This window comes from Ensifer sp. ENS10, assembly GCF_014852025.1.
GTDB lineage: Bacteria > Pseudomonadota > Alphaproteobacteria > Rhizobiales > Rhizobiaceae > Ensifer.
On sequence record NZ_JACVAS010000013.1, the window covers coordinates 15,838 to 40,275 of the forward strand.

18 protein-coding genes are annotated in these 24,438 nt (G+C 61.5%); 9 read left to right on the forward strand and 9 right to left on the reverse strand.

Annotated elements, in window-relative coordinates; all coding sequences use genetic code 11:
• The first annotated feature begins 59 nt into the window (after window positions 1–59).
• Window positions 60–938 carry a LysR family transcriptional regulator gene (locus tag IB265_RS31365; protein ID WP_057249606.1) on the forward strand — a complete coding sequence of 293 codons (879 nt, stop codon included), beginning with the start codon at window positions 60–62 and terminating at the stop codon, window positions 936–938.
• Between the two features lie 38 nt (window positions 939–976).
• Complete coding sequence (locus IB265_RS31370) at window positions 977–2,098, forward strand: HPP family protein (protein WP_057249604.1); 1,122 nt, start codon at window positions 977–979, stop codon at window positions 2,096–2,098.
• A gap of 69 nt (window positions 2,099–2,167) precedes the next feature.
• Here IB265_RS31370 and IB265_RS31375 read toward each other — a convergent pair whose 3' ends face one another.
• A complete protein-coding gene (locus tag IB265_RS31375) occupies window positions 2,168–2,467 on the reverse strand; it encodes a DUF6894 family protein (RefSeq protein WP_156414616.1) in 300 nt (99 codons plus the stop codon).
• Window positions 2,468–2,967: 500 nt separating this feature from the next.
• On the opposite strand from IB265_RS31375, the gene ric reads away from it, so the two are divergent.
• From ric to IB265_RS31390, 3 genes are all read left to right on the forward strand, one after another.
• Window positions 2,968–3,639, forward strand: a complete 672-nt coding sequence (gene ric / locus IB265_RS31380) for an iron-sulfur cluster repair di-iron protein (protein ID WP_057249601.1) — start codon at window positions 2,968–2,970, stop codon at window positions 3,637–3,639.
• Window positions 3,639–4,829, forward strand: coding sequence for an NnrS family protein (locus tag IB265_RS31385; RefSeq protein WP_057249599.1), 1,191 nt, complete (start codon window positions 3,639–3,641; stop codon window positions 4,827–4,829). The genes ric and IB265_RS31385 overlap by 1 nt, the downstream gene beginning before the upstream one ends.
• 158 nt (window positions 4,830–4,987) lie before the next feature.
• Window positions 4,988–7,309, forward strand: a complete 2,322-nt coding sequence (locus IB265_RS31390) for a PBP1A family penicillin-binding protein (protein ID WP_192495712.1) — start codon at window positions 4,988–4,990, stop codon at window positions 7,307–7,309.
• A 61-nt stretch (window positions 7,310–7,370) separates the two neighbouring features.
• Here IB265_RS31390 and IB265_RS31395 read toward each other — a convergent pair whose 3' ends face one another.
• The 3 genes from IB265_RS31395 to IB265_RS31405 all read right to left on the reverse strand — a co-directional run bounded on the left by IB265_RS31395 (window position 7,371) and on the right by IB265_RS31405 (window position 13,736).
• Window positions 7,371–9,224 carry an ABC transporter ATP-binding protein gene (locus IB265_RS31395; RefSeq protein ID WP_192495713.1) on the reverse strand — a complete coding sequence of 618 codons (1,854 nt, stop codon included), beginning with the start codon at window positions 9,222–9,224 and terminating at the stop codon, window positions 7,371–7,373.
• 135 nt (window positions 9,225–9,359) lie between these two features.
• A complete protein-coding gene (locus IB265_RS31400; protein ID WP_192495714.1) occupies window positions 9,360–12,530 on the reverse strand; it encodes an efflux RND transporter permease subunit in 3,171 nt (1,056 codons plus the stop codon).
• A 30-nt stretch (window positions 12,531–12,560) separates the two neighbouring features.
• On the reverse strand, window positions 12,561–13,736 hold the full coding sequence (locus tag IB265_RS31405) for an efflux RND transporter periplasmic adaptor subunit (RefSeq protein ID WP_057249592.1): 1,176 nt from the start codon (window positions 13,734–13,736) through the stop codon (window positions 12,561–12,563).
• Between the two features lie 883 nt (window positions 13,737–14,619).
• On the opposite strand from IB265_RS31405, the gene IB265_RS31410 reads away from it, so the two are divergent.
• The 3 genes from IB265_RS31410 to IB265_RS31420 all read left to right on the forward strand — a co-directional run bounded on the left by IB265_RS31410 (window position 14,620) and on the right by IB265_RS31420 (window position 17,333).
• Window positions 14,620–16,158 (forward strand): sensor histidine kinase, encoded by a 1,539-nt coding sequence (locus tag IB265_RS31410; RefSeq protein ID WP_192495715.1) that lies wholly within the window; start codon window positions 14,620–14,622, stop codon window positions 16,156–16,158.
• Window positions 16,155–16,763, forward strand: a complete 609-nt coding sequence (locus IB265_RS31415; RefSeq protein WP_057249588.1) for a response regulator transcription factor — start codon at window positions 16,155–16,157, stop codon at window positions 16,761–16,763. The genes IB265_RS31410 and IB265_RS31415 overlap by 4 nt, the downstream gene beginning before the upstream one ends.
• Before the next feature lie 87 nt (window positions 16,764–16,850).
• Entirely contained in the window at window positions 16,851–17,333 is a 483-nt protein-coding gene (locus IB265_RS31420) for a heme-binding protein (protein ID WP_057249716.1), read from the forward strand.
• A gap of 479 nt (window positions 17,334–17,812) precedes the next feature.
• Here the strand turns inward: IB265_RS31420 and IB265_RS31425 are convergent, their stop codons facing one another.
• From IB265_RS31425 to cyoA, 5 genes are all read right to left on the reverse strand, one after another.
• Entirely contained in the window at window positions 17,813–18,562 is a 750-nt protein-coding gene (locus IB265_RS31425) for an SURF1 family protein (RefSeq protein ID WP_082615787.1), read from the reverse strand.
• 28 nt (window positions 18,563–18,590) lie between these two features.
• Entirely contained in the window at window positions 18,591–18,992 is a 402-nt protein-coding gene (gene cyoD, locus IB265_RS31430; RefSeq protein WP_057249586.1) for a cytochrome o ubiquinol oxidase subunit IV, read from the reverse strand.
• A complete protein-coding gene (cyoC, locus tag IB265_RS31435; protein WP_057249584.1) occupies window positions 18,989–19,609 on the reverse strand; it encodes a cytochrome o ubiquinol oxidase subunit III in 621 nt (206 codons plus the stop codon). Before cyoC ends, cyoD begins: the two co-directional genes overlap by 4 nt.
• Before the next feature lie 4 nt (window positions 19,610–19,613).
• Window positions 19,614–21,617 (reverse strand): cytochrome o ubiquinol oxidase subunit I, encoded by a 2,004-nt coding sequence (gene cyoB / locus IB265_RS31440; protein WP_057249582.1) that lies wholly within the window; start codon window positions 21,615–21,617, stop codon window positions 19,614–19,616.
• Between the two features lie 80 nt (window positions 21,618–21,697).
• Window positions 21,698–22,804, reverse strand: coding sequence for a ubiquinol oxidase subunit II (cyoA, locus tag IB265_RS31445; RefSeq protein WP_057249580.1), 1,107 nt, complete (start codon window positions 22,802–22,804; stop codon window positions 21,698–21,700).
• A 294-nt stretch (window positions 22,805–23,098) separates the two neighbouring features.
• Between cyoA and IB265_RS31450 the strand changes: the two genes are divergently transcribed.
• Window positions 23,099–24,424: an MFS transporter gene (locus IB265_RS31450; RefSeq protein WP_057249579.1), complete on the forward strand. Its 1,326-nt coding sequence runs from the start codon at window positions 23,099–23,101 to the stop codon at window positions 24,422–24,424.
• The last annotated feature ends 14 nt before the right edge of the window (window positions 24,425–24,438 follow it).

A 24,438-nucleotide genomic window follows, 5' to 3' on the forward strand; every position in this document is an offset into this window, starting at 1 on the left:
TTGATTATCATTTCCCATTCGAGAACAATAAAGCAGCTTCATTCCCTTTCGTAGATAAAATGGACTTCACGACCCTTGAGATTTTTCTGCTGGTAGCCGAGCGCACCAGCGTGACCCGCGCCGCCACCGAGATTGGCCGTGCGCCATCCAACGTCACCAACCGTATTCGCGCACTCGAGGAAGAATTGGGCGTCGGCCTGTTCAGCCGCGACGGCAAGAAGATGACGCTGACGCGCGAGGGGCGTCTTTTTCGCTCCTACGCCACACGGCTGGTGGCGCTCGGTGACGAGGCGCGCAACGCGCTGAAGCCGACGATGATGCCGGACGTCTTGCGGCTGGGCAGCATGGAGAGTACCGCTGCCAGCCGCCTGCCGACGGTTCTGCAGACGATCAACCGAACGCACCCGGATTTGGCGCTGAGGCTCACAATGGGCTCGACGGAGGAACTGACCCGAGCCGTGCTCGCTGAAGAAATCGACTGTGCGCTGATCGCACGTTTGCCAAGCGATATCGCGATGCCGAGACCCGACCCGCTCGAGGACCTCGATGGAGATCCGATCTACCGCGAAGACGTATTGATCGTCTTGCCCGCGTCGCATCCGCCGATCAAAACCGCCCTGGACGTGCGTGTGAGCTGGTTGGCGGCGCTCGAACCCGGATGCACGTACCGCCGTGTCGCGGAACAATGGGCACGTCCGTCGCCGACGATTGCGACCAAGGAGGTTTCCTCCTATCACGCCATACTGGCGAGCGTTGCAGCCGGTGACGCGATCGGTGTAGTGCCACGATCCGTATTCGAACTGATGGACTGGCCAGGCGACGCTCGAACCCATTCATTGCGTGAAATTCAGACACTGCTCATCTATCGTAGGGAGGCCAGCTCCCCTGCGATCGAAATCCTGCGCCGCGCATTGCATACCGACGCTGGCGCCCACTGAAATATTCAACCTACGCGCTGCCATTTACAGGTGACTGCATGACCAATTCGCCCAACCAGACGCCCTCGCAACCGCCGGGCCGTCGTTTCTTCGCGCCGATCCTGGCGGGTGCGACATTGAGGGAGCGCCTGATTGCGTGTCTCGGAGCGCTGGTTGGTATCCTCCTGACCGGTATGATCAGCGGCAGTATCTTTGGTGGCGGTGCCAGCCTTCCCTTGATCGTGGCGCCGATGGGCGCATCCGCGGTTCTGCTGTTTGCGGTTCCCACAAGCCCGCTTGCCCAGCCGTGGTCGATCGTCGGCGGCAACACGATCTCCGCCTTCGTGGGGGTTCTGTCAGCTATGTTCGTGCCGGATCCGCTGATCGCAACTGGTATTGCCGTGGGGATCGCGATCGCGGCGATGTCCTTTACGCGCTGCCTGCATCCGCCCGGCGGCGCCGCTGCGTTGACGGCAGTGCTTGGCGGCCCTGTCGTGGCGAGCTGGGGCCTCCTGTTCCCGCTGGTGCCCGTCGCGCTCAACTCGTGCCTGCTGGTGGCTCTCGGGATCCTGTTTCACAAGCTGGCGAGACGCAACTACCCGCACGTCGTCGCTCCGCCCGCAAATATGCACGCGACCATTGATCCGCCCGCCAATCGCCGGGTCGGCTTTACCGGCGCGGATGTCGATGCCGCGCTCGAGGCGCTGGATGAAACGTTTGACATCAGCCGGGAAGATCTTGATCGGGTGCTGCGCCAGGTGGAATTACAGGCGGCAATTCGGGCGACACCCCACATCCTGTGCCGGGATATCATGTCGAGGGACGTCATCTGCATCCATCAAGACGACAGCAGCGAGGCAGCGCGCTCGTTGCTTCTCAAACACAATATCCGGACCATACCCGTAAAGGATGGAAACGAGCGACTTGTCGGTACAGTCGGACTGAGGGAGCTGACCGAGCCCGGCGCCACCGTCGGCAGCAACGTTGCAACGCCAGTGGTCGCGCGCCAGGACGACCGGGCGATGAGCTTGCTTCCGGCGCTCACCAGCGGAACAATTCACGCGGTCATCATCGTGGATGACGACCATCATGTGCTGGGACTGATTTCACAAACGGATCTGCTGGCGGCAGCAGCGCGGACGTTATTCGATCACAACTCAGGTCGCGAACAGGCTGCATAGGATTTGCCTTCGGTTGTCCACCCGGATCAATCCACCATGCCCGTCGTCAGATTGGCGAGATCAGCAGGCTCAGTGCAGCGAAATCTGTCGCGTCGGTTGCCTCACGTGATGCACGAGCGGTGTTTCGCTCGATATCAGTCGCGCAACCAGACGCCCTGACGCCGTAACCACATCGATGACTGCGTCGCAATAGTCGTCGTCCTTGGTCAATTCATCGACAATCCTTTGACCATAGGCAACTGCGGGTCCATCTGATGGGTATTTCCGGCCAACTTCGTCGCGGCTGACGACGCCTGCTGCATAGATATTGAACAGATAGCGGCGCATGATATTCCACTCCATACGGGATGCCGCTTCGGCGCTGGCCATGCTGAAGGAACCGAAAGCGCTATGAGCGGCATTGCAGGGTTTGAAATGACCCTGCAACCTATCGCGACATCGTCTCCTTGTCGCGTGACCCGAGCGTGACATTTACTCTACGTTAAGCATCGTCAGCTTCACCGTGCTCGACGGACAAGCTGGGATCGGCGTGTCGACCTCGCGGATGCGTGTGACGCTGACCTGACTCGGGACATATTACCGGTCAAAAAACGGCTCGCTGTCGAAGTCGATTCCTGGGCGGACGACGCCCCGTACCTAAGAGGAACGGGTAGGTCAACGACGAGACGTACGCGCGTTTCTGGCGTTTGCGCAGGCACAAAGACGAAGATCCTCACCTCGCGTAGCCAAGGATGCTCTCTGCGCCGCACGGCAGCCCGGAAGTCCCCGGCGCCGGAGGGGCCGATACACATTGCCTCAACCCCAGACGACTTCGATGCGTCCGAGCGCTGCTCGGAATCCGTCTGCAAGCATCCAACAAGGAACAGATGATGATCGATCTCAGCCTCGAAAGCACAGTCGCAACGATCGCAGCCGAATTGCCGGGGGCCGCGGAACTCTTCCGCCGTTACGGCATCAGCTTCTGTTGCGGCGGCAAGATGTTGTTGTCGGAAGCTGCGCTCAAGGCCGGTATCGCCCCTTCGGCATTGCTTACAGAACTGGAAACGCTCAAGCGTTCCGCAAGTCGAGATGCCCCGGAGGAGACCGCCGATCTCATCGCTCACCTCCTCCACAGGTACCACCAAACGCACCGTGCTGAGCTCGCATGGTTGATTCCGCTTGCTCAGAAGGTGGAACGGGTACACGGCGGCCATCCGTCGGCGCCTGTCGGGCTTTCCCAAGCCCTGGAGGCGCTGCGCGACGAGCTCGAAAGCCACATGATGAAGGAAGAGCTCGTGCTGTTCCCGATGATGCAGCGCGGTGATGGCGCTACGATTTCCTATCCGATCGCCCAGATGCGGCGCGAGCACGACGACGAGGTGGAGCATCTGCGAACGATCGAGCACGTCACCCACGGGCTTTCCTTGCCGGACGGCGCCTGCGGTTCGTGGGCTGCGCTTTATACCGGGTTGCGTAAGCTCACCGACGACCTCGTCACTCATATGCATCTCGAAAATGCCGTGCTGTTTCCGCGCTTCGAGGCCGGCCTCCAGACGATTTGATGATCGCGGCGCCAAAGGCGTGGACATCGATCTGGCAGGCGCCGCACCGACCCCTGTTCTTTCTGGCGGGTCTATGGGCGTTTGTCGCGCCTGCGGTCTGGCTTCTGCCCGAGGGTATTGGACCGGACAAAGCCGCCTGGCACAGCCATGAGCTTCTCTTCGGCATGGCCGGTGCGGCGGCAGGTGGCTACCTGTTGACCGCCCTGCCTGCCTGGACAAAGAAGGGCCCGGTCTCGCGTGATGTCACCGTGCTCGCGACCGTTCTCTGGTGCGTGGCCCGCCTGACGACGGCTCTTTCGGCGCACCTCTCGGTCGTTGCTGCAGCGGTCGGGATGTCAGCCTACTTCGTCTTTCTCGCGGTCGTTCTCGCCCGGGGGGGTGTATCGAGCAGAGCGGGACGCCGCTTCTGGGCACCGTTCGCCATGGCGCTGATTGGCATGCTCAGCTCGCTGTGGCTTGACGGAGAGGCAAGCTATCTCGTCGCAGAGGCAGTGCCGCGGATCTTCCTCGCCCTGATCACCCTGATCGGCGGGCGTGCCGTGCCCGCTTTCACACGCTCCTGGCTCGGACGAACTGGTGAGGCAGGTCTCCTTCGGGACCAACACGGGCTTTCCTACCTGGCGATCGGCGGCATAGTTGCCGCCGCCTGGCTCAACGCTTCCGAACAATCGAATGCAGAGGGCATCTTCCTCGTACTGTCCGGCTTGGCGCTCGTGTTACGAATGAGCGGCTGGCAATGCCTGAGAACCCGGCGCTACCCGGCGCTCTTCATTCTGCATCTTGCTTTTTCCTGGACGCCGGCGGCTCTCCTGCTCATTGGGTTCGCCACCATGTTTCCAGACCAGATGTCACCCGCGACCGCCGTGCATGCGGCGACCATGGGGGCAATGGGAACAATGATGGCGGCCCTCATGATGCGTGCTGCGATGGCGCGCAACGAAGGCATACTCGTGCTCAACGGGAAGATGGCATGTGCTTTCGCCCTTACCTGCCTCGCCACAATGATTCGCATTCTCGCCGAATGGATCGGTAGCGCGTATTTCAATCCCATCGTCGCCGCGGCCGCATGCTGGATGTTGGCATGGGGGCTGTTCCTTCTTGCCTATCTACCGGCGCTAAGAGGACCTGTTCCGAGACCAGTCCTGAGCGCTGACAGGGCGCTAGCACCGCTGACCGAACCCGAACGATAGGCTTTGCGCGGTCCTTTCGGACCCGCCATGTGCACCGCCGCGAGAGCGAGTTCTGTTGCCGGAAACACCTGCCTGCCGGCCAATTGCACATTGCATCATGAACATTGTCAGGTCACAAGGTCGCGCTATCTTCCGGAAGATCCATTTAGCGGTAGCCGATGCCACGCCCTCCCAAGACCTCAACCCAGATTGCAAACACCACCAGCAAGGGTGCCGATCGCCCGGAAAGCTCGGAATCGACTGTCGAGCATGTCGTGCTCCAGACGGGCGCTTCAAACCCATCCGACGGGCCGGATCAATCCACGAAAGCCACCCCCTCCCCGACACTCTTCGGCCAAAGCGGACAGGCAGCTCGCCATCTGCTGGTTGCGCTCGGCCACGACTTGAAGGTGGGTGCAATCTTGGTCCGCGCGAAGACCAAGCATGCGGCTTCGTACTTGAAAACGAAATTCAGCCCTTCGAATGCAGACGAAGCCGCATCAACTGCCGACGATCCCCGTGGGTGGTTCGTGGCTGCTCTGGCGAAGGTCGGGAACCGGCTGGGTGCGCTGCGTAAGAAGCCCTCCGAAGATCGCGCGCGCACCTTCGTCAGGCCAAGCTGGTGGAAGGTTGCCATCGGCTTGGCCCTCCTCGCCTGCCTCCTTCTTCCCGGTACTGTACTCGTGTGGGCGCTGAAGGATGTTCCCTGGAGCGAGATTAGGGACGGAACTTTGAAGCCTGTCGTGGTGCTGGAAACGGCGGACGGAGGACCGCTGGTCAGACAAGGCCCTTATCAGGGACCCTACGCACAGTACGACCAATTCCCGCCGCAGCTGATCGATGCCGTGCTGTCAATCGAGGACCGCCGGTTCATGGACCATTTCGGCATCGATGTCAGAGGGATCGGACGGGCACTCGTGCGGAACTTCGAAGCGGGCTCGGTGGTCGAGGGCGGCAGCACCATCACCCAACAGCTCATCAAGCTGCAATATCTCGACAGCGACCGAACAATGAAACGAAAGATCCAGGAGTTCGTGATCGCCCTGTGGCTGGAGTGGAAGCTCGGCAAGCAGGAAATTCTGACGCGTTACCTCAACAGCGCCTATCTCGGCGCCGGCGCGACCGGCATGCCCGCAGCCGCGAGGATCTATTTCAACAAGGACATCGGCGCACTCAACCTGCCGGAATCGGCGATGCTGGCTGGATTGTTGCGGGCGCCGAGCCAGTGGAATCCGATCGACAATTTTGAGGGTGCGCGCCAACGCACATCGGTCGTCCTCGACACGATGGTAGCCAATGGCAAGATCACCGCACCCGAGGCTGCACAAGTCAAGGCGAGCTTCGCCACGCTCCATCCGACGACGCCGACGCCGCGATCCGGAAGCTGGTTCGCCGACTGGATCTCGCCGCAGGCGAGCGAAATCGCCGGCGCATCGCCGGGTTCGACGACGGTACGCACGACACTGTCCCCACAGCTGCAACGGATCGCCGAAAGGGTTCTGGCAAACGCGCTGGATACGGAAGGAAAGGCGGCCGGGGTATCCCAGGCCGCGTTGGTTGCGATGACGCCCGACGGAGCGGTCGTCGCCATGGTCGGCGGTCGCGACTATAAGCAAAGCCAATTCAATCGCGCGGTGACCGCCATGCGGCAACCGGGTTCCACCTTCAAGCTGTTCGTCTACTATGCGGCCCTGAAGGCCGGGTTCACTCTGTCCGACCAGGTCCTGGATGCGCCGATCGACATTAACGGCTGGTCGCCCGAGAATTCCGGTGGCCGCTATCGCGGCTGGGTCACGCTTGCCGAGGCCTTTGCCCGCTCGCTGAATGCGCCAACGGTGGCGCTTGCCCAGGAGGTCGGGCTCGACAATGTGATCGCCGCAGCGCGCGAGCTCGGCATAAACGCGCCGCTGGCCAATACGCCGTCCTTGGCCCTCGGCACTTCCGAGGTCAGCTTGCTTGACCTCACCAGCGCCTATGCCTCCGTCCATCTCGGCAAGGCGCCCGTAGAACCCTGGGGCATCATCGACTTTCAGGCGGCCGGGCAGCCGGAGGCGTTCCGTGTCGGCTCACAGGCCGCGCCGACCATTGATCTCTCCGCGTACCAGCCGGATCTCGTTGGCCTTTTGCAGTTGGTGGTCGAGCGCGGAACCGGACGCGGGGCCGCTCCCGGCGCGTTCGCGGCCGGCAAGACCGGCACCAGCCAAAACAATCGCGATGCCTGGTTCGTCGGCTTCACAGAGCCACTCGTCGCCGGCGTATGGGTTGGCAATGACGACGATACGCCGATGAAGGGGGTCACGGGTGGCGCCTTGCCAGCGCATATTTGGCGCGACTTCATGCTGGAAGCGATGGCGGCGCCTGCGGCAGGAGCGCTTGTCGAAAGCCCGGCCGCGCCGCAGTCCTGCAACATCACGGCCTGCTCCCGCAGCTATCGTTCCTTCAGGCCGTCGGACTGCACCTATCAGCCCTATTATGGCGGACGGCGACTCTGTGAAAAATGAGCCTTGCTTGGGCACGATGCCAGCTGACTGGAGCACGGCCTTTGACGTTGGACGGCGGCGATCAATCCAGTTCTTCAGGAATAAAGCCGCCGGTCTGTCGCTTCCAAAGACGGGCATAGAGCCCGTCTCGCTCCAGGAGCGCATCCGGTGTGCCTTCCTCGATGATCCGGCCGCGATCCAGAACGATGATCTTGTCCATCCTAGCAATCGTCGAAAGGCGGTGGGCAATGGCAATCACTGTCTTGCCGTCCATCAGCAGGTTGAGCTTTTCCTGGATCGCCGCCTCGGCCTCGCTGTCCAGTGCGGACGTGGCTTCGTCGAGGATCAGGATTGGCGCATTCTTCAGCAGCACCCGCGCGATCGAAACACGCTGTCGCTGACCTCCTGATAGCTTGATGCCGCGATCGCCGACAAAGGCCTCGTAGCCCTTGCGACCCTCGCCATCGGTCAGTTCGGCGATGAAGGTATCGGCTTGCGCTGCCCTTGCGGCCTGCTCGATTTCCGGCCGGGTTGCTTCGGGATGACCATACAGAATGTTGTCGCCGACCGACCGGTGCAAGAGCGCGACATCCTGGGCGATGACACCAATGTTTCGCCGCAGGCTCGCCTGGCTCACGGCGCGAATGTCCTGCCCGTCAATGTGGATGGTGCCCCCCTGGATGTCATAAAAACGCAGCAACAGGCTGACCAGCGTCGTCTTGCCCACACCGGACAGGCCGACCAAACCCACCTTCTCGCCCGGGCGAACCGTCAGCGACAGATCATCGATGACCGGCCGGTCCACCTTGTAGGCGAAGCGAACATTCTCGAACCGAATTTCGCCGCGCGGAACGGTGAGCTTCGTTGCGTCCGGTCGATCGGTCACAGTCGGCGGCGTGGTCATGACCGGCATGGCATCCTTGATCGTGCCCAGCGCCTTGAAGATCTGCTGCCCCATCTGCAGGAAGGTGAAGGAGCTCGCCGAAAGCCGTTGGAGGATATAGACGGTCGCAACGAAATCGCCGACCGTCAGAAAGCTGTCGAATAGCCCCCAGAAGCCGATGCCCAGCATGACGAGCCAGAGCAGCATGTTGAGGCTGATGACGACGAGCTCGGTCGTCCGGTAGATGCGCTGCTCGTGGTGCAGCGTACCGACCGCCTTCGACATGATCTTCCGCAGCGCACCCGCCTCACTGTCTTCGGCAGCGAATTGCTTGACCATCTGGATGTTGCCGTAGATGTCGGTCATCGCGCCGGAAACCAGGCTGTTCTGCTTCGCCGAGCGCCGTGCGCGCTCCGTGAAATCCGGTACGACCTTGATGGTGAAGAGCACATTGACGATCACCCAAAGGACGACCGGCAACGCCAACTGCCAGGAGAGCGCAAACAGGAGCAGAACCGAGCCGACGATCTGAAGCAGGAAGCGCGGCGCCGTCTGAAAGGCAATCAGGATCTGTTGCTGAACGGCATTGGCGACCTGGCCGAGACGCGATGCCACCTGCCCGGCAAAAAGGTCATGGAAGAAGGCGAGATCCTGCCCTTCGATGGCCTTGTGCCCCTGCCACTGTATGGCGATCGGCAGACTGATGCCGATCGTATGCGAGTTCAGAATGTTGGTGATGTAGAAGAAGATCGGCATCACCGGAAAGATCAGAAAGGCCAGGAACGCCAACAGCCAGAACCGGTTCTCGACGAAGAGCGCGACGCCCTGTGTCGCCACGCCATCGACGATCACCGATAGCCCCCAGATGATCGTCAGGTTGATGGCTTCCACTGCCATCGACGTCAGCGCCATCGCAATGACGACGGCACGAAACATCCGGATGAAGTGCAGGAGGACCGCGACGGGTCCGCTGGTGGGAAGTGGTTGGTATGGGATGTCGAGCGGTCGGATCAGCGTTTCGAAGGGGCGGTAGATCGCATCTGAAATGGACATAAGCCGCTCGGTTCGATCGTCGGGAGAGGAAGGTCTAGCTACACGCCGAGCATTGCACCACCATCGCGCCGCAATCTCAACTAGAAAAACCTTCTGGCTGGCCACAGGCATAGAAGCCAGAACGCGTTCGCACCGTTATTTGTCAGTTGGGGAGCCCGCCGGATTAACGACTGTTTGGCTGACACTTGTTGGTAGTCGTCGTTCAAGCTTTGCGGTCACGCCAAGCAGATTTGAGATCCACCGCGTCAGGTCCTCCATGTAGAGGTAGATCACGGGCGTCACGAAGAGGGTCACGAACTGCGATACCATTAGGCCGCCGACCACCGCGACACCTAGCGGCTGGCGCAGTTCGGCGCTCGCGCCACTGCCGACCGCGATCGGTAATGTGCTCATGATCGCGGCGGCGGAGGTCATCATGATCGGGCGGAAGCGCATAAGGCAGGCGCGGTGGATTGCCTCGCGGGCCGAACTGCCAGAACGCTGCAGCGCCAGCGCCACATCGATCATCATGATCGCGTTTTTCTTGACAATGCCGATCAGCATCAGCACCCCGACGATCGCGATGATCGAGAGGTCGAAGCCGCAGAAGTAGATCGCAAGAAGCGCCCCGGAAATCGCCGACGGCAGGCCGGAGAGCACGGTCAGCGGATGGATGAGGCTTTCGTAGAGGACGCCGAGCACCAGATAGATCGTCACAATCGCCGCGAGGATCAGCAACCCCTGGTTGGCGGCAGCATCCTCGAAGAGCTGCGTGGTGCCGTAGTTTCGGGTGGCGATCGCTGAGGGCATACCAATCTCCGTCTTGAGGCGCGCGACCTCCGCAAGTGCGTTGCCAAGAGCGACCTGCGCCGGCAGGTTGAAGGAGATCGTGACCGCCGGCAGTTGCCCCAGCTGATTGATGGTGAATGGCCCGGACACCGTTTCGACACGGGCGAAGGCGCCGAGGGGCACAAGCGCACCATTCGCGCCACCGACGCGCAGTTCGGCGAACTTGTCCGCAGACCACTCGATGCTCGGATCGAGTTCCACGATGACTTCGTAGCTGTCGCCTGCCGTGTAGATCGTTGAGATCTGCTCGGCGCCGAAGCCGCCATAGAGTGTCGTACGCACTTGACTGGCATCGACTCCCAGCGTTGCCGCCTTGTCGAGGTCGACGACCAGGCGCGTTTGCGGCGCGTTGATCTGAAGGTCGCTGTTGACGTCGGTGAAGAAGGCGCGATCAGAGATCATCGCATCGCAGAGCTTTTGTGCCCACTCGTTCATCAGCGGCTGATCGAGGCTCTGGAGGACCAGCTGATACTGACTGGCGGCGGCGCGCGACCCTACGGAGAGGTTCTGGATCGGCGACATATACGCCTGGATGTCGGGAATGGCCGCAAGCTCCCGGCGTAAATCGGCAAGAACGGTTTCGAGCGGAGGGCGGTCGCGCTTGGGCTTGAGTTCCACAAACAGACGCCCGGTGTTGAGCGCCGTCGATGCACCACCCGAACCGATCGCGCTTGCCACATGGGCGACATAGGGCGACTTGGCAAAGACCGCCTCTACCTTGGACTGAAGATCCGTCATCGCTGCAAAGGAGATATCCTCGCGCGCCTGAGTGGTGACCTGGAGCTGGCCTATATCCTCCTGAGGGAAAAAGCCCTTCGGGATCGTCGTGATCTGATAGGTCGTGATCGCGACGGTGAACAGGAAGAAAAGAAGCACCAGGCCACGCTGCCGGATGCAGATGGAAAGCAGCCGTTCATAGGTAGTCACGACGCGAGCGAAGCCGCGCTCGAACGCAATGTCCAATCGCGCAAGCACGCCGGCCGCTGGCGCGCTGTCCTTGTTGGCAGGCAGTCGCGCGGCGAGCATCGGCGTCAGCGTGAGCGAAACGAGGGCGGAGGCGAGTATCGCCACGGTGACGACCACCGCGAACTCGTGAAGGATGCGGCCGATGACGCCGCCCATCAACAGGACCGGTATGAACACTGCGACCAGCGACAGGGAGATCGCGACGATGGTGAAGCCGATTTCCTTCGAACCCGCAAGCGCGGCCGAAAAGGCATCGGCGCCCTCCTCTTCCATGTGCCGAACGATGTTTTCCAGCATCACGATCGCATCATCCACCACGAGCCCGACAGACAGCGTCAGCGCCATCAGCGAGATATTGTCGATCGAGAAGCCGAGTGGATACATTGCGGCAAACGTGGCGATGATGGAGATCGGCACGGCTAACGCTGGGATAAGCGTTGCCCAGAGACGGCGGACAAACACGAAGATAACGAGGATCACCAGGCCAACGGTCAGCGCGAGGGTAAATTGAACGTCGCGCACCGCGCCGCGCACCGAGGTCGAACGATCGTTGAGCGTTTTGATGAAGGCGGACGCGGGAAGCGACTGGCGCAGCGACGGCAGGAGCGCCTGCACCCGGTCGACGACTTGTACCGTGTTCGCATCCGGCTGGCGCAGGATTGCCAGGATAATGGCGCGCGATCCGTCATGCCAGCTCGCCGTCTGATCGTTGGCAATGGAATCGACCACCGTCGCAACATCGCCAAGCCGCACAGGCCTGCCGTTGTCGCTCTTGATGATGATGTTTGCGAAGCTCGCAGCGTTCATCCGCTGCGTATCGGCAACGATCGCCACCTGGCGGTCTTTCGTCTGCGCTGTGCCGAGCGGGGAATTGTCGTTGGCCGCAACGACCGCGGTTTTCAGCGCATCCACGGAGATACCCCGCGCCGTGAGCGCATCCGGGTGCATCTGAATGCGCACGGCGAATTGTTGGCTGCCGAAGATGGACACTTCGGCCACCCCGTCAAGCACGGACAAGGTGGGAGAAATCACCTGTTGTGCGATTGCATCGAGATCGGTGAGAGGCACCGTATCACTCTTCAGCGCCAGCAGCAGAACCGGGGCATCGGCCGGGTTGACCTTACGATAGCTTGGCGGCGCCGGCATATCCTGCGGCAGGAGCCTCAGCGTTCTGGTGATGGCCGCCTGCACGTCGGCGGCGGCGGCATCGATGTTGCGCCCGAGCACGAACTCGATGGAGATCGACGTGGAGCCAAGCGCGTTGGTCGTCGAGATCGTGTCGATCCCCGCTATCGTCGCAAACTGCTTAATAAGGGGCGTTGCAACCGAGGTCGCCATGGTATCCGGTGACGCGCCCGGGAGCGAGGCCGAGACGTTGATGACCGGGAAGTCGGTGCGCGGCAGGGCCGCAACCGGCAGGACGAGATAGCTGAAGACACCCGCAAGGATAAGTGCGACCGACAACAGCGTGGTGGCGATCGGACGGCGAATGCTGAACTCGGACAGTGGCATCTTCGTTCACTCCCGAAATATCGCAGGAACTCAATCCGTCAGCGGTTGTGCGCCAGGAGGCACCGCCTTTACGGCATCGCCCGGTTTCAGGCGGGCTTGTCCCTCGACCACGACCCTTTCGCCCGGGGCGAGCCCCGAAGCGATCACAGCCAGTTTTCCGTCATCGAACAGAGGCTTTACGGCCAGTGTTTCCACCGTGTTGTCATCCTTCACATGGAAGACGAAGGGGCCGTTCTGGCCTGGTTGCACGGCAACGCTCGGGATCACCGGCGCCTGATGCAATTGCTCCTGTTCGATATCGACATCGACGAACTGACCTGGCCATAGCTTTTGCGCGCCATTGGGGAAGGTCGCCCGCATGGCGATCGTGCCTGAGGCGGCGTCGACCGAGGAGTCGATGAAATCGAGCACGCCCTCGCCTATGGCCGTTTCAGAACCGCTCAGCTTGGCCCGCACACGCGGCGGTTTGCCCTGATCGAGCAGCGCCTTGAACGTCTGCAATTGCTGTTCCGGCAAATGGAAGGCAACGTCGATCGGGTCTATCGCCGTAATCGTCACCAGATTGTTGGAGGTAGCGCCCGTCTGACCGACAAGATCACCGAGAGCGACCTGAACGACCCCGAGGCGACCACCGATAGGCGCGGTGATCTGGGTCAGGCTCAGCGCGACCTGATCGGCGTCGACCGATGCTCGGTCAGCATCAAGCGTTGCTTGCGCCGACTGTTGCAGCGAGAGAGCGGTGTCATAGGTCTGCTGCGTACCCGTCTTGTCGTCGCGCAGGGTTCTTGCGCGCTCCATCTCTATTTTCGCGTCCGAGAGCTGCGCAGCGTCCTTGGCAAGGATCGCCGTGTTACGCGCGAGCTGCGCCTGCATCACCCGGTCATCCAGAGTGAAAAGCAGATCCCCCGCCTTGACCATCTGGCCGTCCTTCACGTGGATGGCGGTGATCTGGCTTGCGACGCGGGCACCCACTTCCACGGTATCGGGCGCCTGGACATTGCCCAAGGCATGGACAATGACGGGAACGTCCTGAAGCGTGACGGTGGCCGTTTCGACGGGCACGCTGCCTCCATGTCTGGAGTTGGCTGCAACACCACTTTCGGGCTTTGCCTCGCTCAGTACGGCCGTCCTGGTCACACTGACCCCGACGGCGGCCACACAGAGGAAACCCGCGGCGAGGATCGCGATACTTGATCGACTGGCCATCAGCGCCTCCGCGATCCTTGATATGCTCCGGACGTCCGCCTCAAGAGGGACCGCGACGTTAGACCCAGAAGACGGTATCCGCACAGCCAGCGTGGTCCGTTTGCGGGTGCAGCGGATCCCTTCTGATCTGTTCGGCCAATTGGGGCGGCGGAGGCGCATCGTGGGAAAGAGCGCGCGTCGTGCCAACGCTTCCGAAATTGGGCGCGAATCTGGCCGCTTCAATGGCGCAACACGCTGAAAAACAATTAAAAATTGTTCATGTTTAGAGATCTACACGCGGTCGCGCTTGGCGGCAGCTCCAGCCGCACGAGACGCTTCTCCTGGCGGGTCGTCAGGCGAGAGTGATGGTCGGGTTTTAGATAACCTGGCCAAGTGCTTGATCCATTCACTGTTTTGGCGGTGGAACTGTAGTGCCAACTGATTGCAAGGAATGCAGCAATCGAGCAGAGCACGTCGGCGATGTGGCGCACCACGCCCGCGCTTCTGTGGGTTGGTAGGAGCGCATCATCCTCGTCGCGCCTGGATCGGCCCGTCCTGCCCAGTCTCCTTCGATCACTCCAGGCGGAGAGCGTGGCGGCGCTGTGTTGCGGGGACATTGCGGCCCGGGATCGGATTGGGCTCGGACGACTCTGGTAGCGGACGGGTAGAGGTCGGTAAGGGACAGCGACACCCTCGCGGGTGCGTCGACGGAGACGGAGCACTGCATGGATTCGCAGTCGGCGCGAAGCTTGCTGTTGCATCGATGCCTGGGCAATGCTTGCAGCTCGATGGATTGACAGCGCGCATTTCACCGGCGAGATGATCGAGGCGAACACGATCGCGCCTGACCTGCGACCGCTCTCTGCTGAAGGCAGCGCATAACAACAAGACCGCCGAATCGATAATGCACAGCAATCGCTCGATCTTCGAACGCCCCTTCTATCTGGCCCTCCTTTGGTGTCTGCTCCTGCTTGTCGGTGGAGGCATGCTGGCGGGCTGGGAACGCCAGGCGCTGGTTGCCGAACTTGAGCAAGAGAGCACGCTCCTCCATAGCCTGGCCTCCCAGCGGGCCGATCAACACGATGCGCACCTGACCGCGCTGTCGGCCGTTGCCGTCGCCTCCGAAGGGCGCAGGCACGACCTGTTCCTCGAGGTCGCCCGCACGATTGCGCGCTTCTATCCGCGGATCGACGAGGTTCAGCTCGTCCCCCTGGATCCAAATGCGGAGACCGTCGGGACCGATCCATTCGACGCCAAGGCCACAGAGCTCATCCGGGCAGCTGCCAGAGCTTCGGACGGGCGCATTGCTCTCCTGCCCCATCCGCAACGCTCCGGCCACTACATTATGGTCAAGCGCAGCCCGAACAGCGACGGGGCCCGCTATGGATTGATGCTCGGCATCGACGCAGCGAAGTTGATCGGAGACGTTGGGCCATTCTGGTCTCGCCCGGGGGTCGCGGTGCGGTTATCTTTGCCGGACGGACACCTCCTGCTCCAGCCTGCCGCCCTGCCCGAGGCAATCCGCTTTTCGAAGGCGCTGAGCAGCGTATCGCAGCCATTGCTGCTCGAAACAGGCATGGAGATCGGACTCGCGGACATGTTCCCGCCCGTACAGACCGGCTTGACGCTTCTGGTGGTCAGCCTCGCCTATCTCGCTGGATTGGCCGCATTGCGCCAGCGTGCGCGCACGCGCGCTGCAGAACAGCAGGCAACGCTCAGTGCGCTGGAATCGCGCCTCACGCACGCCTCGCGCGTCAACGCGCTTGGCGAAATGGCGAGCGGCATGGCGCATGAACTGACCCAGCCCCTGACTGCAATCCTTGCGCAGGCGCAGGCCGGGCGCCGGCTGCTCAGCCAAGGGCAAGACGCAGCGCTTGCTCCGGTACTGGAGGATACAGTGAGCCAAGCGCGCCGGGCATCCGCCATATTGGAAAGGTTCCGCAACTGGTCGCAGCCGCATGCGGCGCCGGTTGCTGCCTTCGATCTGCGTCAGGCGCTCGCAAATGTTGAAGCGCTACTTGAACCGGACGCGATATCACGCGGAATTCAGCTTGATTTTCAGGTTCCAGAAACATCGGTTTCGGTCGTTGCCGATCCGGTCGAGATCGAACAGGTCGCATTCAATCTGGTCCGCAACGCCTTTGAGGCTTTGGCTCAACAGGCGGGCGATACAGGACGCGTGGCCGTTACCTTGAGCGAGGACGATACCACGGTGGTCTTCGAGGTCGCCGACAACGGCCCCGGCGTTCCGGAAACACTTCGCCCGCAGCTGTTCACGCCATTCGTGACGACCCGCACCGGGGGCACCGGGCTCGGTCTGGCGCTGAGCCGGCGACTGGTGGAACGCGCCGGCGGCGAAATTGCCCTGGTCGAGAGCGACCACGGTGCCACCTTCAAGGTGACGCTGCCCCGTGCGCGCCGAACCGAGGAGCCGATGCGATGACCCTCCCCGTCTATCTCGTTGACGATGACGATGCAGTGCGTCGCGCGCTCAGCCTGTTGCTCTCGACGGTCGGCATCAAGGTCACGGGTTTTTCTGATCCGCAAGCCTTTCTGACACAGGTTTCGCGCCTCGAGCCCGGCTGCCTGGTGCTCGATATCCGCATGCCCGCCATCTCCGGGCTGAAGCTGCAGGAAAGACTAAGGGAGCATGGGGTAGACTGGCCGACGATCGTTATCTCCGGTCATGGTGATATCGAGGCCTGCCGTCGTGCCTTCCGTAATGGCGCGATCGATTTTCTCTCGAAGCCTGTCGACGAGCAGGACTTGATCGATGCGATCCATAAGGGCCATGAACTGCTGGAGCGGACCATGCGCGTGCATGCCGAGAAGGCAGAGACGCTCGCTTTGCTGGCGATGCTCACGCAGCGCGAGCGCGAAGTTCTCGACCGTATCGCTGCGGGTTTCACCACCCGCCAGATCGCCGAAGGTCTCGGCCTCTCGCCGCGTACCGTCGAAAGCCATCGCGCCGCAATCGGTGCCAAGCTCGGCAGCACGTCGCAGGCGGAGATGACGCGCATCTGGCTCGACGGAACGAAAACTCCGTAGAACTACGGATGCTCGCGCAAGGTCTACGAATACCGGCGACAGCCGAGGCGGGATAGCCTTTCCACATCAACAGGAAAGGAACCTATGATGATCCGCAATATCGTGCTCGCAGCCGCGCTTCTCGCTCCCGTCGCCGCCACGGCGCAGGAACTCCCGACCGCGGCCTACCTGCCGCTCGACATGGCCGTCAAGGCTGCCGAAGCCGCAGTGAAGGCTTGCGCCGCGGAAGGCCACAATGTCAGCGTTGCCGTGGTTGGTCGCGATGGCGCAACCAAGGTGCTGCTGAAGGCCGACAATTCCGGTCCGCACACCGGTAACAGCGCGCAGGGCAAGGCCTTTACGTCTGCTGCCATGGGTCGCGACACGGCTGGCCTCGGCGAGTTCATCGCCTCCAAGCCGGCGAATGAAGGTCTTCGCGACATGGACGCCCGGATGGTGATCCAGGCTGGCGGCGTGCCGATCAAGTTCGGCAAGGCCCTGGTTGGCGGCATCGGCGTAGGCGGTGCGCCGTCGGGCGATATCGACGCGAACTGCGCCACGGCCGGCCTTCAGGCCATCGGCGCCAAGTAATCCGCTGGACATCAGAAGTGGCCCTCCCAAGAGGGCCACTTTCCGTTGGAGGTTCTGCGCTTCGGAACCGATCCAACAGAAACTTTCGCAGGGCCGAAGCGCCTGCATGCACTGGCCGTCAGTCCTGCGTGGGCTTCATGTTGCCGACGGATATCGTGCCGGATCGCACGCCTCGGGCAAGGTCTTTGCGGACCCTCGGTGCTCCGCTGCGCCGGCCATCATCTGAAGCCTACTCGAAACCGGCCCCGCACTGGTCCCTTGAAATTGCAGCCGCCCACTCCATTTAAGGGACATCACCCGTTTCGAGAGCTTGTCATCAGCGATGCTATCAGCATGCGATGACGGCACTCCGGGTCCGAACAGGGCGCTCCCCGGAACACGGGTCGAGCGCCCTGTTTCGTTGAACTCGGGCGAGCGGAATACTGTCGTAGATGAGCGGCATCAGCCGTCCCAGCCGGAACCGAGCATACCCGGCGCTCTCAGTCTGCTTTGATCCGCTGGCGGTAGACGAGATACGCACCTGCGGCGCTCATCGTCGCGAGTGCGAACCACGTCAGCGCATAGACCAGGTGGCTGTTGCGAAAGCGGACGATCGTGAGGCCGCCGATCGGCAGTCCACCGGGATTGGGTGTTGCATCCGCATCGATAAAGTAAGGCGCGACATTGTGCAGGCCCTTCGCTGGGGCGATTGCGGCGACGTCTCGCGAAAACCACCGATCGCTTGCCGGGTCATTGGACCGCAGGAAGGCGCCGCCGGGTTCGGTGATGCGGAGAAGCCCGGTTACCACAGCGGTTCCGTCGAGCTCACCCTCACCGCGTCCGGCAACATCGCGGCGATCGGCCGGCACGAAGCCGCGATTGATCAGCACGGTTGAGCCATCCTCAAGCCGCATCGGCGTCAAGACCCAAAATCCGGCGCCAAGCTCCGTCACCGCCTGTACCAGAGCGGTTTGGTCGTGCCTGAAGGTACCGGTCGCGCTGACGCGGCGGTATTCGTCCTTTTCCCGGCTGACGGCACCCCAATCGGATTGCGCTGGCGCCGGTACAGAGGGTGCACCGACACGCGCCTCGACACGGGCAATGAGATCGAGCTTCCAATAGAGCCGTTGCACCTGCCAGGTGCCGAGCGCCAGGAACACCGCAACGAGGAAGAGCAAGGCACCCGTCATCATCAGGCGGGCGCGGGAGGATAGACGGACCCTCCCCGTCGCCTTGTCGTCGGTGATCATCGTCGTGTCCGCCTGCCCCGTCCCGCGCTCAGGGCATGTTCTTCATCATCTCGTGGGTCATCGGCATCATGTTGGTGTTGAGATGATGCATGACCCAGAGCGAACCTGCGAGCGCGATGCCGACGATGACGATCGTGAAGATCAGCGCCATCAGCGTCCAGCCCCCTTCGGAACGGGCGTTCATGTGCAGGAAGTAGATGACGTGCACGACGATCTGGACGACGCCGATGCCCATGACGATGACGGCGGTCAAAAGCTTGCTGTCCAGCACGCCGCCCATGACCAGCCAGAACGGGATAGCCGTCAGGATCACCGACAGGATGAAGCCCGTCATGTAGCTCTTGAACGAACCGTGACCGGCGGCATCGCCGTGATGGCTGTGCGCGTGGTGAGGTTCGAACGCGCTTTCGTGGTCGGAATGTGCGCTCATCCGAGAGCTCCCAGGAGATAGACGAAGGAGAAGACGCCGATCCAGATGACGTCGAGGAAGTGCCAGAACATCGACAGGCACATCAAACGGCGACGGTTGTCCGGGATCAGCCCATGTTTGCTGACCTGCACCATCAGCGTGATCAGCCAGATGATGCCGAAGGTGACGTGCAGGCCGTGCGTGCCGACCAGCGTGAAGAACGACGACAGGAAGGCCGAACGTGTCGGGCCGGCGCCCTCGTGAAGCAGGTGATTGAACTCATAGAGCTCCACAGCCAGGAAGGTTGCGCCGAACACGCCGGTGACGCCGAGCCAAAAGAGCGTCTCCATCTTGGCGTTGCGCTCCATCTGGAGCATGGCAAAGCCATAGGTGATCGACGACAGAAGCAGCATCGCCGTGTTGAAGGCAACGAGGCTAAGGTCGAACAGGTCGGCCGGTGACGGTCCCGCCGCGTAGTTGCGGCCGACGACGCCGTGCGTGGCAAACAGTACGGCGAAGATCAGGCAGTCGCTCATCAGGTAGAGCCAGAAGCCCAGCATGGTGCTGTGTTCCGGGTGATGCTCTTCCGTGATGTAGAACTGCGGCTTCTCGTTTTCTTGGACTTGGGTTTCGCTCATCGTCTCAGGTCCGTTCCGCGAGCAGCTTGGAGCGTGCATCTTCAGTCGCCGCTACAGTCTCTGCGGGGATGAAGAAATCTCGCTGATAGTTGAAGGTATGGCCGATTGCGACGGCAAGCAGGGTAATGAAGGACACGGCCACCAACCACCAGATGTACCAGATCAGCGCCAAACCAAGCACGACGCTGATACTGGCGAGAATGACGCCCGTGCCGGTGTTCTTCGGCATATGGATCGGTTTGAAGCCGGTGAGCGGGCGCTCATAGCCGCGGTTCTTCATATCGTACCAGCTGTCGTGGTCATGCACGACCGGGGTGAAGGCGAAGTTGTAGTCCGGCGGCGGCGACGAGGTCGACCATTCAAGCGTTCTGGCATCCCAGGCGTCACCGGACGTCTCGCGCAGTTGCTCGCGGCGCAGAAAGCTGACGATCAGCTGCATGATAAAGGAAGCGATGCCGATTGCGATCAGGACGGCGCCGAAAGCGGCGATGATGAACCAGATCTGCAGCGACGGATCTTCGAACTGGCTGACACGGCGGGTCACCCCCATCAGGCCAAGCACATAGAGCGGCATGAAGGCGAAGAAGAAGCCGAGCTGCCAGAACCAGAAGCTCATCTTGCCCCAGAACGGATCGAGCTTGTAGCCGAAGGCCTTCGGCCACCAGTAGACGAGCCCGGCCATCAGCCCGAACAGCACGCCGCCGATGATGACGTTGTGGAAGTGGGCGATGAGGAACAGCGAGTTGTGCAGCACGAAGTCGGCTGGCGGGATCGCCAGCATGACGCCGGTCATACCACCGATGACGAAAGTGACCATGAAGCCGATGGTCCACAGCATCGGCAATTCGTAGCGGATGCGGCCGCGATACATGGTGAAGAGCCAATTGAACATCTTGGCACCCGTCGGGATCGAGATGATCATCGTGGTGATGCCGAAGAAGGCGTTGACCGACGCGCCAGACCCCATCGTGAAGAAGTGGTGCAGCCACACCAGGTACGACAGGATCATGATCACGCAGGTGGCGTAGACCATCGAGGTGTAGCCGAAGAGACGCTTGCCGCAGAAGGTCGCAACAACCTCGGAGAAGATGCCGAAGGCCGGCAGGACGAGGATGTAGACCTCCGGGTGGCCCCAGATCCAGATGAGGTTGATGTACATCATCGGATTGCCACCAAGGTCATTGGTGAAGAAGTTCATGCCGAGGTAGCGGTCGAGCGACAGGAGTGCCAGCGTCGCCGTCAGGATCGGGAAGGTCGCGACGATCAGGATGTTGGTGCAGAGCGAGGTCCAGGTGAAGACCGGCATCTTCATGAAGGTCATGCCCGGGGCTCGCATCTTCACGATGGTCGCAATCAGGTTGATGCCCGATAACGTCGTGCCGACGCCCGCCACCTGTAGCCCCCAGATGTAATAGTCGACCCCGACGCCGGGACTGTAGTCGGCGCCCGAGAGCGGCGGATAGGCAAGCCAGCCAGTGCGCGCGAACTCGCCGACGAACAGCGACATCATGATGATGACGGCGCCGCCGGTGGTCATCCAGAACGAGAAGTTGTTGAGGAAGGGGAAGGAGACGTCGCGTGCGCCGATCTGCAGCGGCACGACATAGTTCATAAAGCCGGTGACGAAGGGCATCGCCACGAAGAAGATCATGATCACGCCATGGGCGGTGAAGATCTGGTCGTAGTGATGCGGGTTGAGGTAGCCCTCATTGCCGTTGAAGGCGATCGCCTGCTGCAGGCGCATCATCAGCGCATCGGCAAAGCCGCGCAAAAGCATGATGATCGCCAGGATAATATACATGATGCCGATCTTCTTGTGATCGACGCTCGTGAACCACTCGTGCCAGAGATAGCCCCAGAGCTTGTATTTCGTGATCAGGGCGAGGATCGCAAGGCCCACCACTGCCACGACCGCGAAGGTCGCGACGAGGATGGGTTCATGATAGGGGATCGCTTCCCAGGTAAGCCGCCCGAAGATGAATTGCGTGAGGCTGGTGTCACCAAACATGGGTCTTCCAATATGTCTCGAATTGCGGCCCAAAGGGACCTTGGCGCTCGCTGGATCGGAGCCGGCGAGCGCGCGAAATCCTACTGCGTCTTGTGCATATCGTGGTTCATCGGCGCTGGCTGCTTGACGCCCTCGGCCGGTTCCTCGCTACGCGCAGGATTGCCGGTTTCGGGGAAGGTTGCGCCGGGTGCGGCCGCTTCCGTCGCGCCGCCGGCATGACGGTTGTCATGCTCGAGCTTGGCGCGGTTCTCGTGGCTTTCGACGCCGGCGCCGCCCATCATGTCGATGTGCATCATGTCCTTCATGCACATTTGCCCTTCCCGCACGCACATGTTGAGCACCGCCTCATAGAGGCCGTCGTCAACGGAGGCGTAGTAGCGCACCGGCTCCTTGATGCTCGGCTTTTCGAGCTTCAGGTAGGCATCGCGGTTGAGCATCGTGCCGTTCTGCTTCGCCCGGGCGACCCACTGGTCGAAGCCCGCCTGGTCCACACCGTGGAACTTGAAGCGCATGTGCGAGAAGCCGTCACCGCTATAGTTGGATGAGAGCCCTTCGTATTCGCCCGCCTTGTTGATGACGGCGTGCAGCTTGGTCTCCATGCCGGGCATGGCATAGATCATGCCGGCGAGCGCCGGAACATAGAAGGAGTTCATCACCGAGGATGCCGTGATCTTGAAGTTGATCGGCACGTCCACGGGTGCTGCCATCTCGTTGACTGTCGCGATGCCATAGTCCGGATAGAAAAACAGCCATTTCCAGTCGAGGGCTACGACCTCGACCGTGATCGGTTTCACCTCTTCCGTCACCGGACGTGCCGCATCGATGCGGTCGAGCGGCCGGTAGGGATCGAGCTTGTGTGTGCTCACCCAGGTGATCGCCCCGAGCGCGATGATGATCGCCAGCGGCGCCGACCAGATGATGACTTCAAGACCAGTGGAATGGTGCCATTCCGGATCATATTTGGCGGCAGTGTTCGACTGGCGATAGCGCCAGGCGAAGAAAAGCGTCAGGAAAATGACGGGTACGATGATCAGCAGCATCAGGACCGTCGAAATGACGATCAGATCCCTCTGCTGTGCGGCAATATCGCCGGATGGCGACATCACAACCATGTTGCATCCCGTGAGTGTCGAGAGCAACAGGACGGATATCATCGATCGTCCGGCTAAACTGAATGGCTTCGGCATTGCGGCCTCAACTTGCGTTTTGTCTAGTCGGCATTACTCGGGCATGATCGCGCATGGAAGTGAGGTCCATCGTCGCAGCGCAGCATTTTGCCGCAGTGCAGTGACAGCCTTATCGCTCTATGCGCGTTTGTACGGGCGCAAAGTCTCATTGTCGGTCCGATGCCAGCTGCTCCAGCGAACGTTAGGCACGAACTCAAATGAGACATGTGCGCAGGTACGTGCGCGGCATTCTTGATATCAGACGCCAATTGGTCAACACTCTAACGACAAGACGTTCGTTCGTCGGAGAAATTCATGGTTTCGGTCTCTCACCCCACATCGTCTGGTCTCGAGCGGGATGCACGTCGCATTCATGAAGACGACAAGCCTCTTTCGCCGGGTAGCATCGCCATTGGGGTGGTCATCGGGCGAACCTCCGAATTCTTCGATTTCTTCGTCTACGGGCTTGGTTCGATCCTTGTCTTCCCGAAATTGATCTTTCCGTTCGCGTCCAATGCGGTGACCGCGACGCTGATGTCCTTCGCGCTGTTCCCCCTCGCCTTCCTCGCGCGCCCCGTCGGTTCCTTCGTCTTCATGTGGATCGACCGGAACTACGGACGCGGCACGAAACTCACCATCGCCCTCGTCATCCTCGGCGGCTCAACGGCATCGATCGCCTTCCTGCCTGGCTACAACACGATCGGCTACTGGGCTGTGGCCCTGTTGGCGTTGTTCCGCCTTGGACAGGGGTTTGCCCTTGGCGGCGCCTGGGACGGTCTCGCCACGCTGTTGAACCTCAATGCGCCACAGAATCACCGCGGCTGGTATGCGATGATCCCGCAGCTCGGCGCGCCGATCGGCTTTGCACTGGCGAGCATTCTTTTCGGCTATTTCGTCAGCAACCTTTCCGAGGCGGACTTCCTCGCCTGGGGTTGGCGCTATCCTTTCTTTGTCGCCTTCGCGATCAACGTTGTGGCGCTCTTTGCGCGTCTGCGCATCGTTGCCAGCAAGGAGTTCGGTGCGGCCATGGAGGCCAAGGAGCTTGAAGCCAGGCCGATCTTCGAGATGCTGAGCAAGCACAGCATCGATGTCGTGCTCGGCGCCTTCGTGCCGCTTGCGAGCTTCGCGATGTTCCACCTCGTGACAATCTTCCCCTTGAGCTGGATAACGCTCACTGGCGGTCAGTCGGCAGCCGAATTCCTGTGGGTCCAGGTTGCAGGTGCCGCTCTCGGCGCCATCGGCATTGTGCTGTCGGGCGTGATCGCCGACCGGGTCGGTCGGCGAAACCAGCTGATGATCGGCGCCATCCTGATCGCGATTTTCAGCTTCTCTGCGCCGTTCCTGCTCGATGCCGGCGGCAAGGGCCAGGACGCGTATATCCTGATCGGCTTCGCCATCCTCGGCCTTTCTTTCGGCCAGTCCTCCGGCGCCGTTTCGTCGCGCTTCACCCAGTACTATCGCTACACCGGTGCGGCGCTGACATCCGACCTCGCCTGGCTCGTTGGCGCGGCCTTCGCGCCGCTTGTGGCGCTCGGCCTTGCCACCAGCTTCGGCATCATCTTCATCGGCGGATATCTGATCTCCGGTGCGATCTGCACGATCGCCGCGCTCAGCCTGACCCGCGCGCTCGATCAGCAGTAAGGGCATGGCGGGCG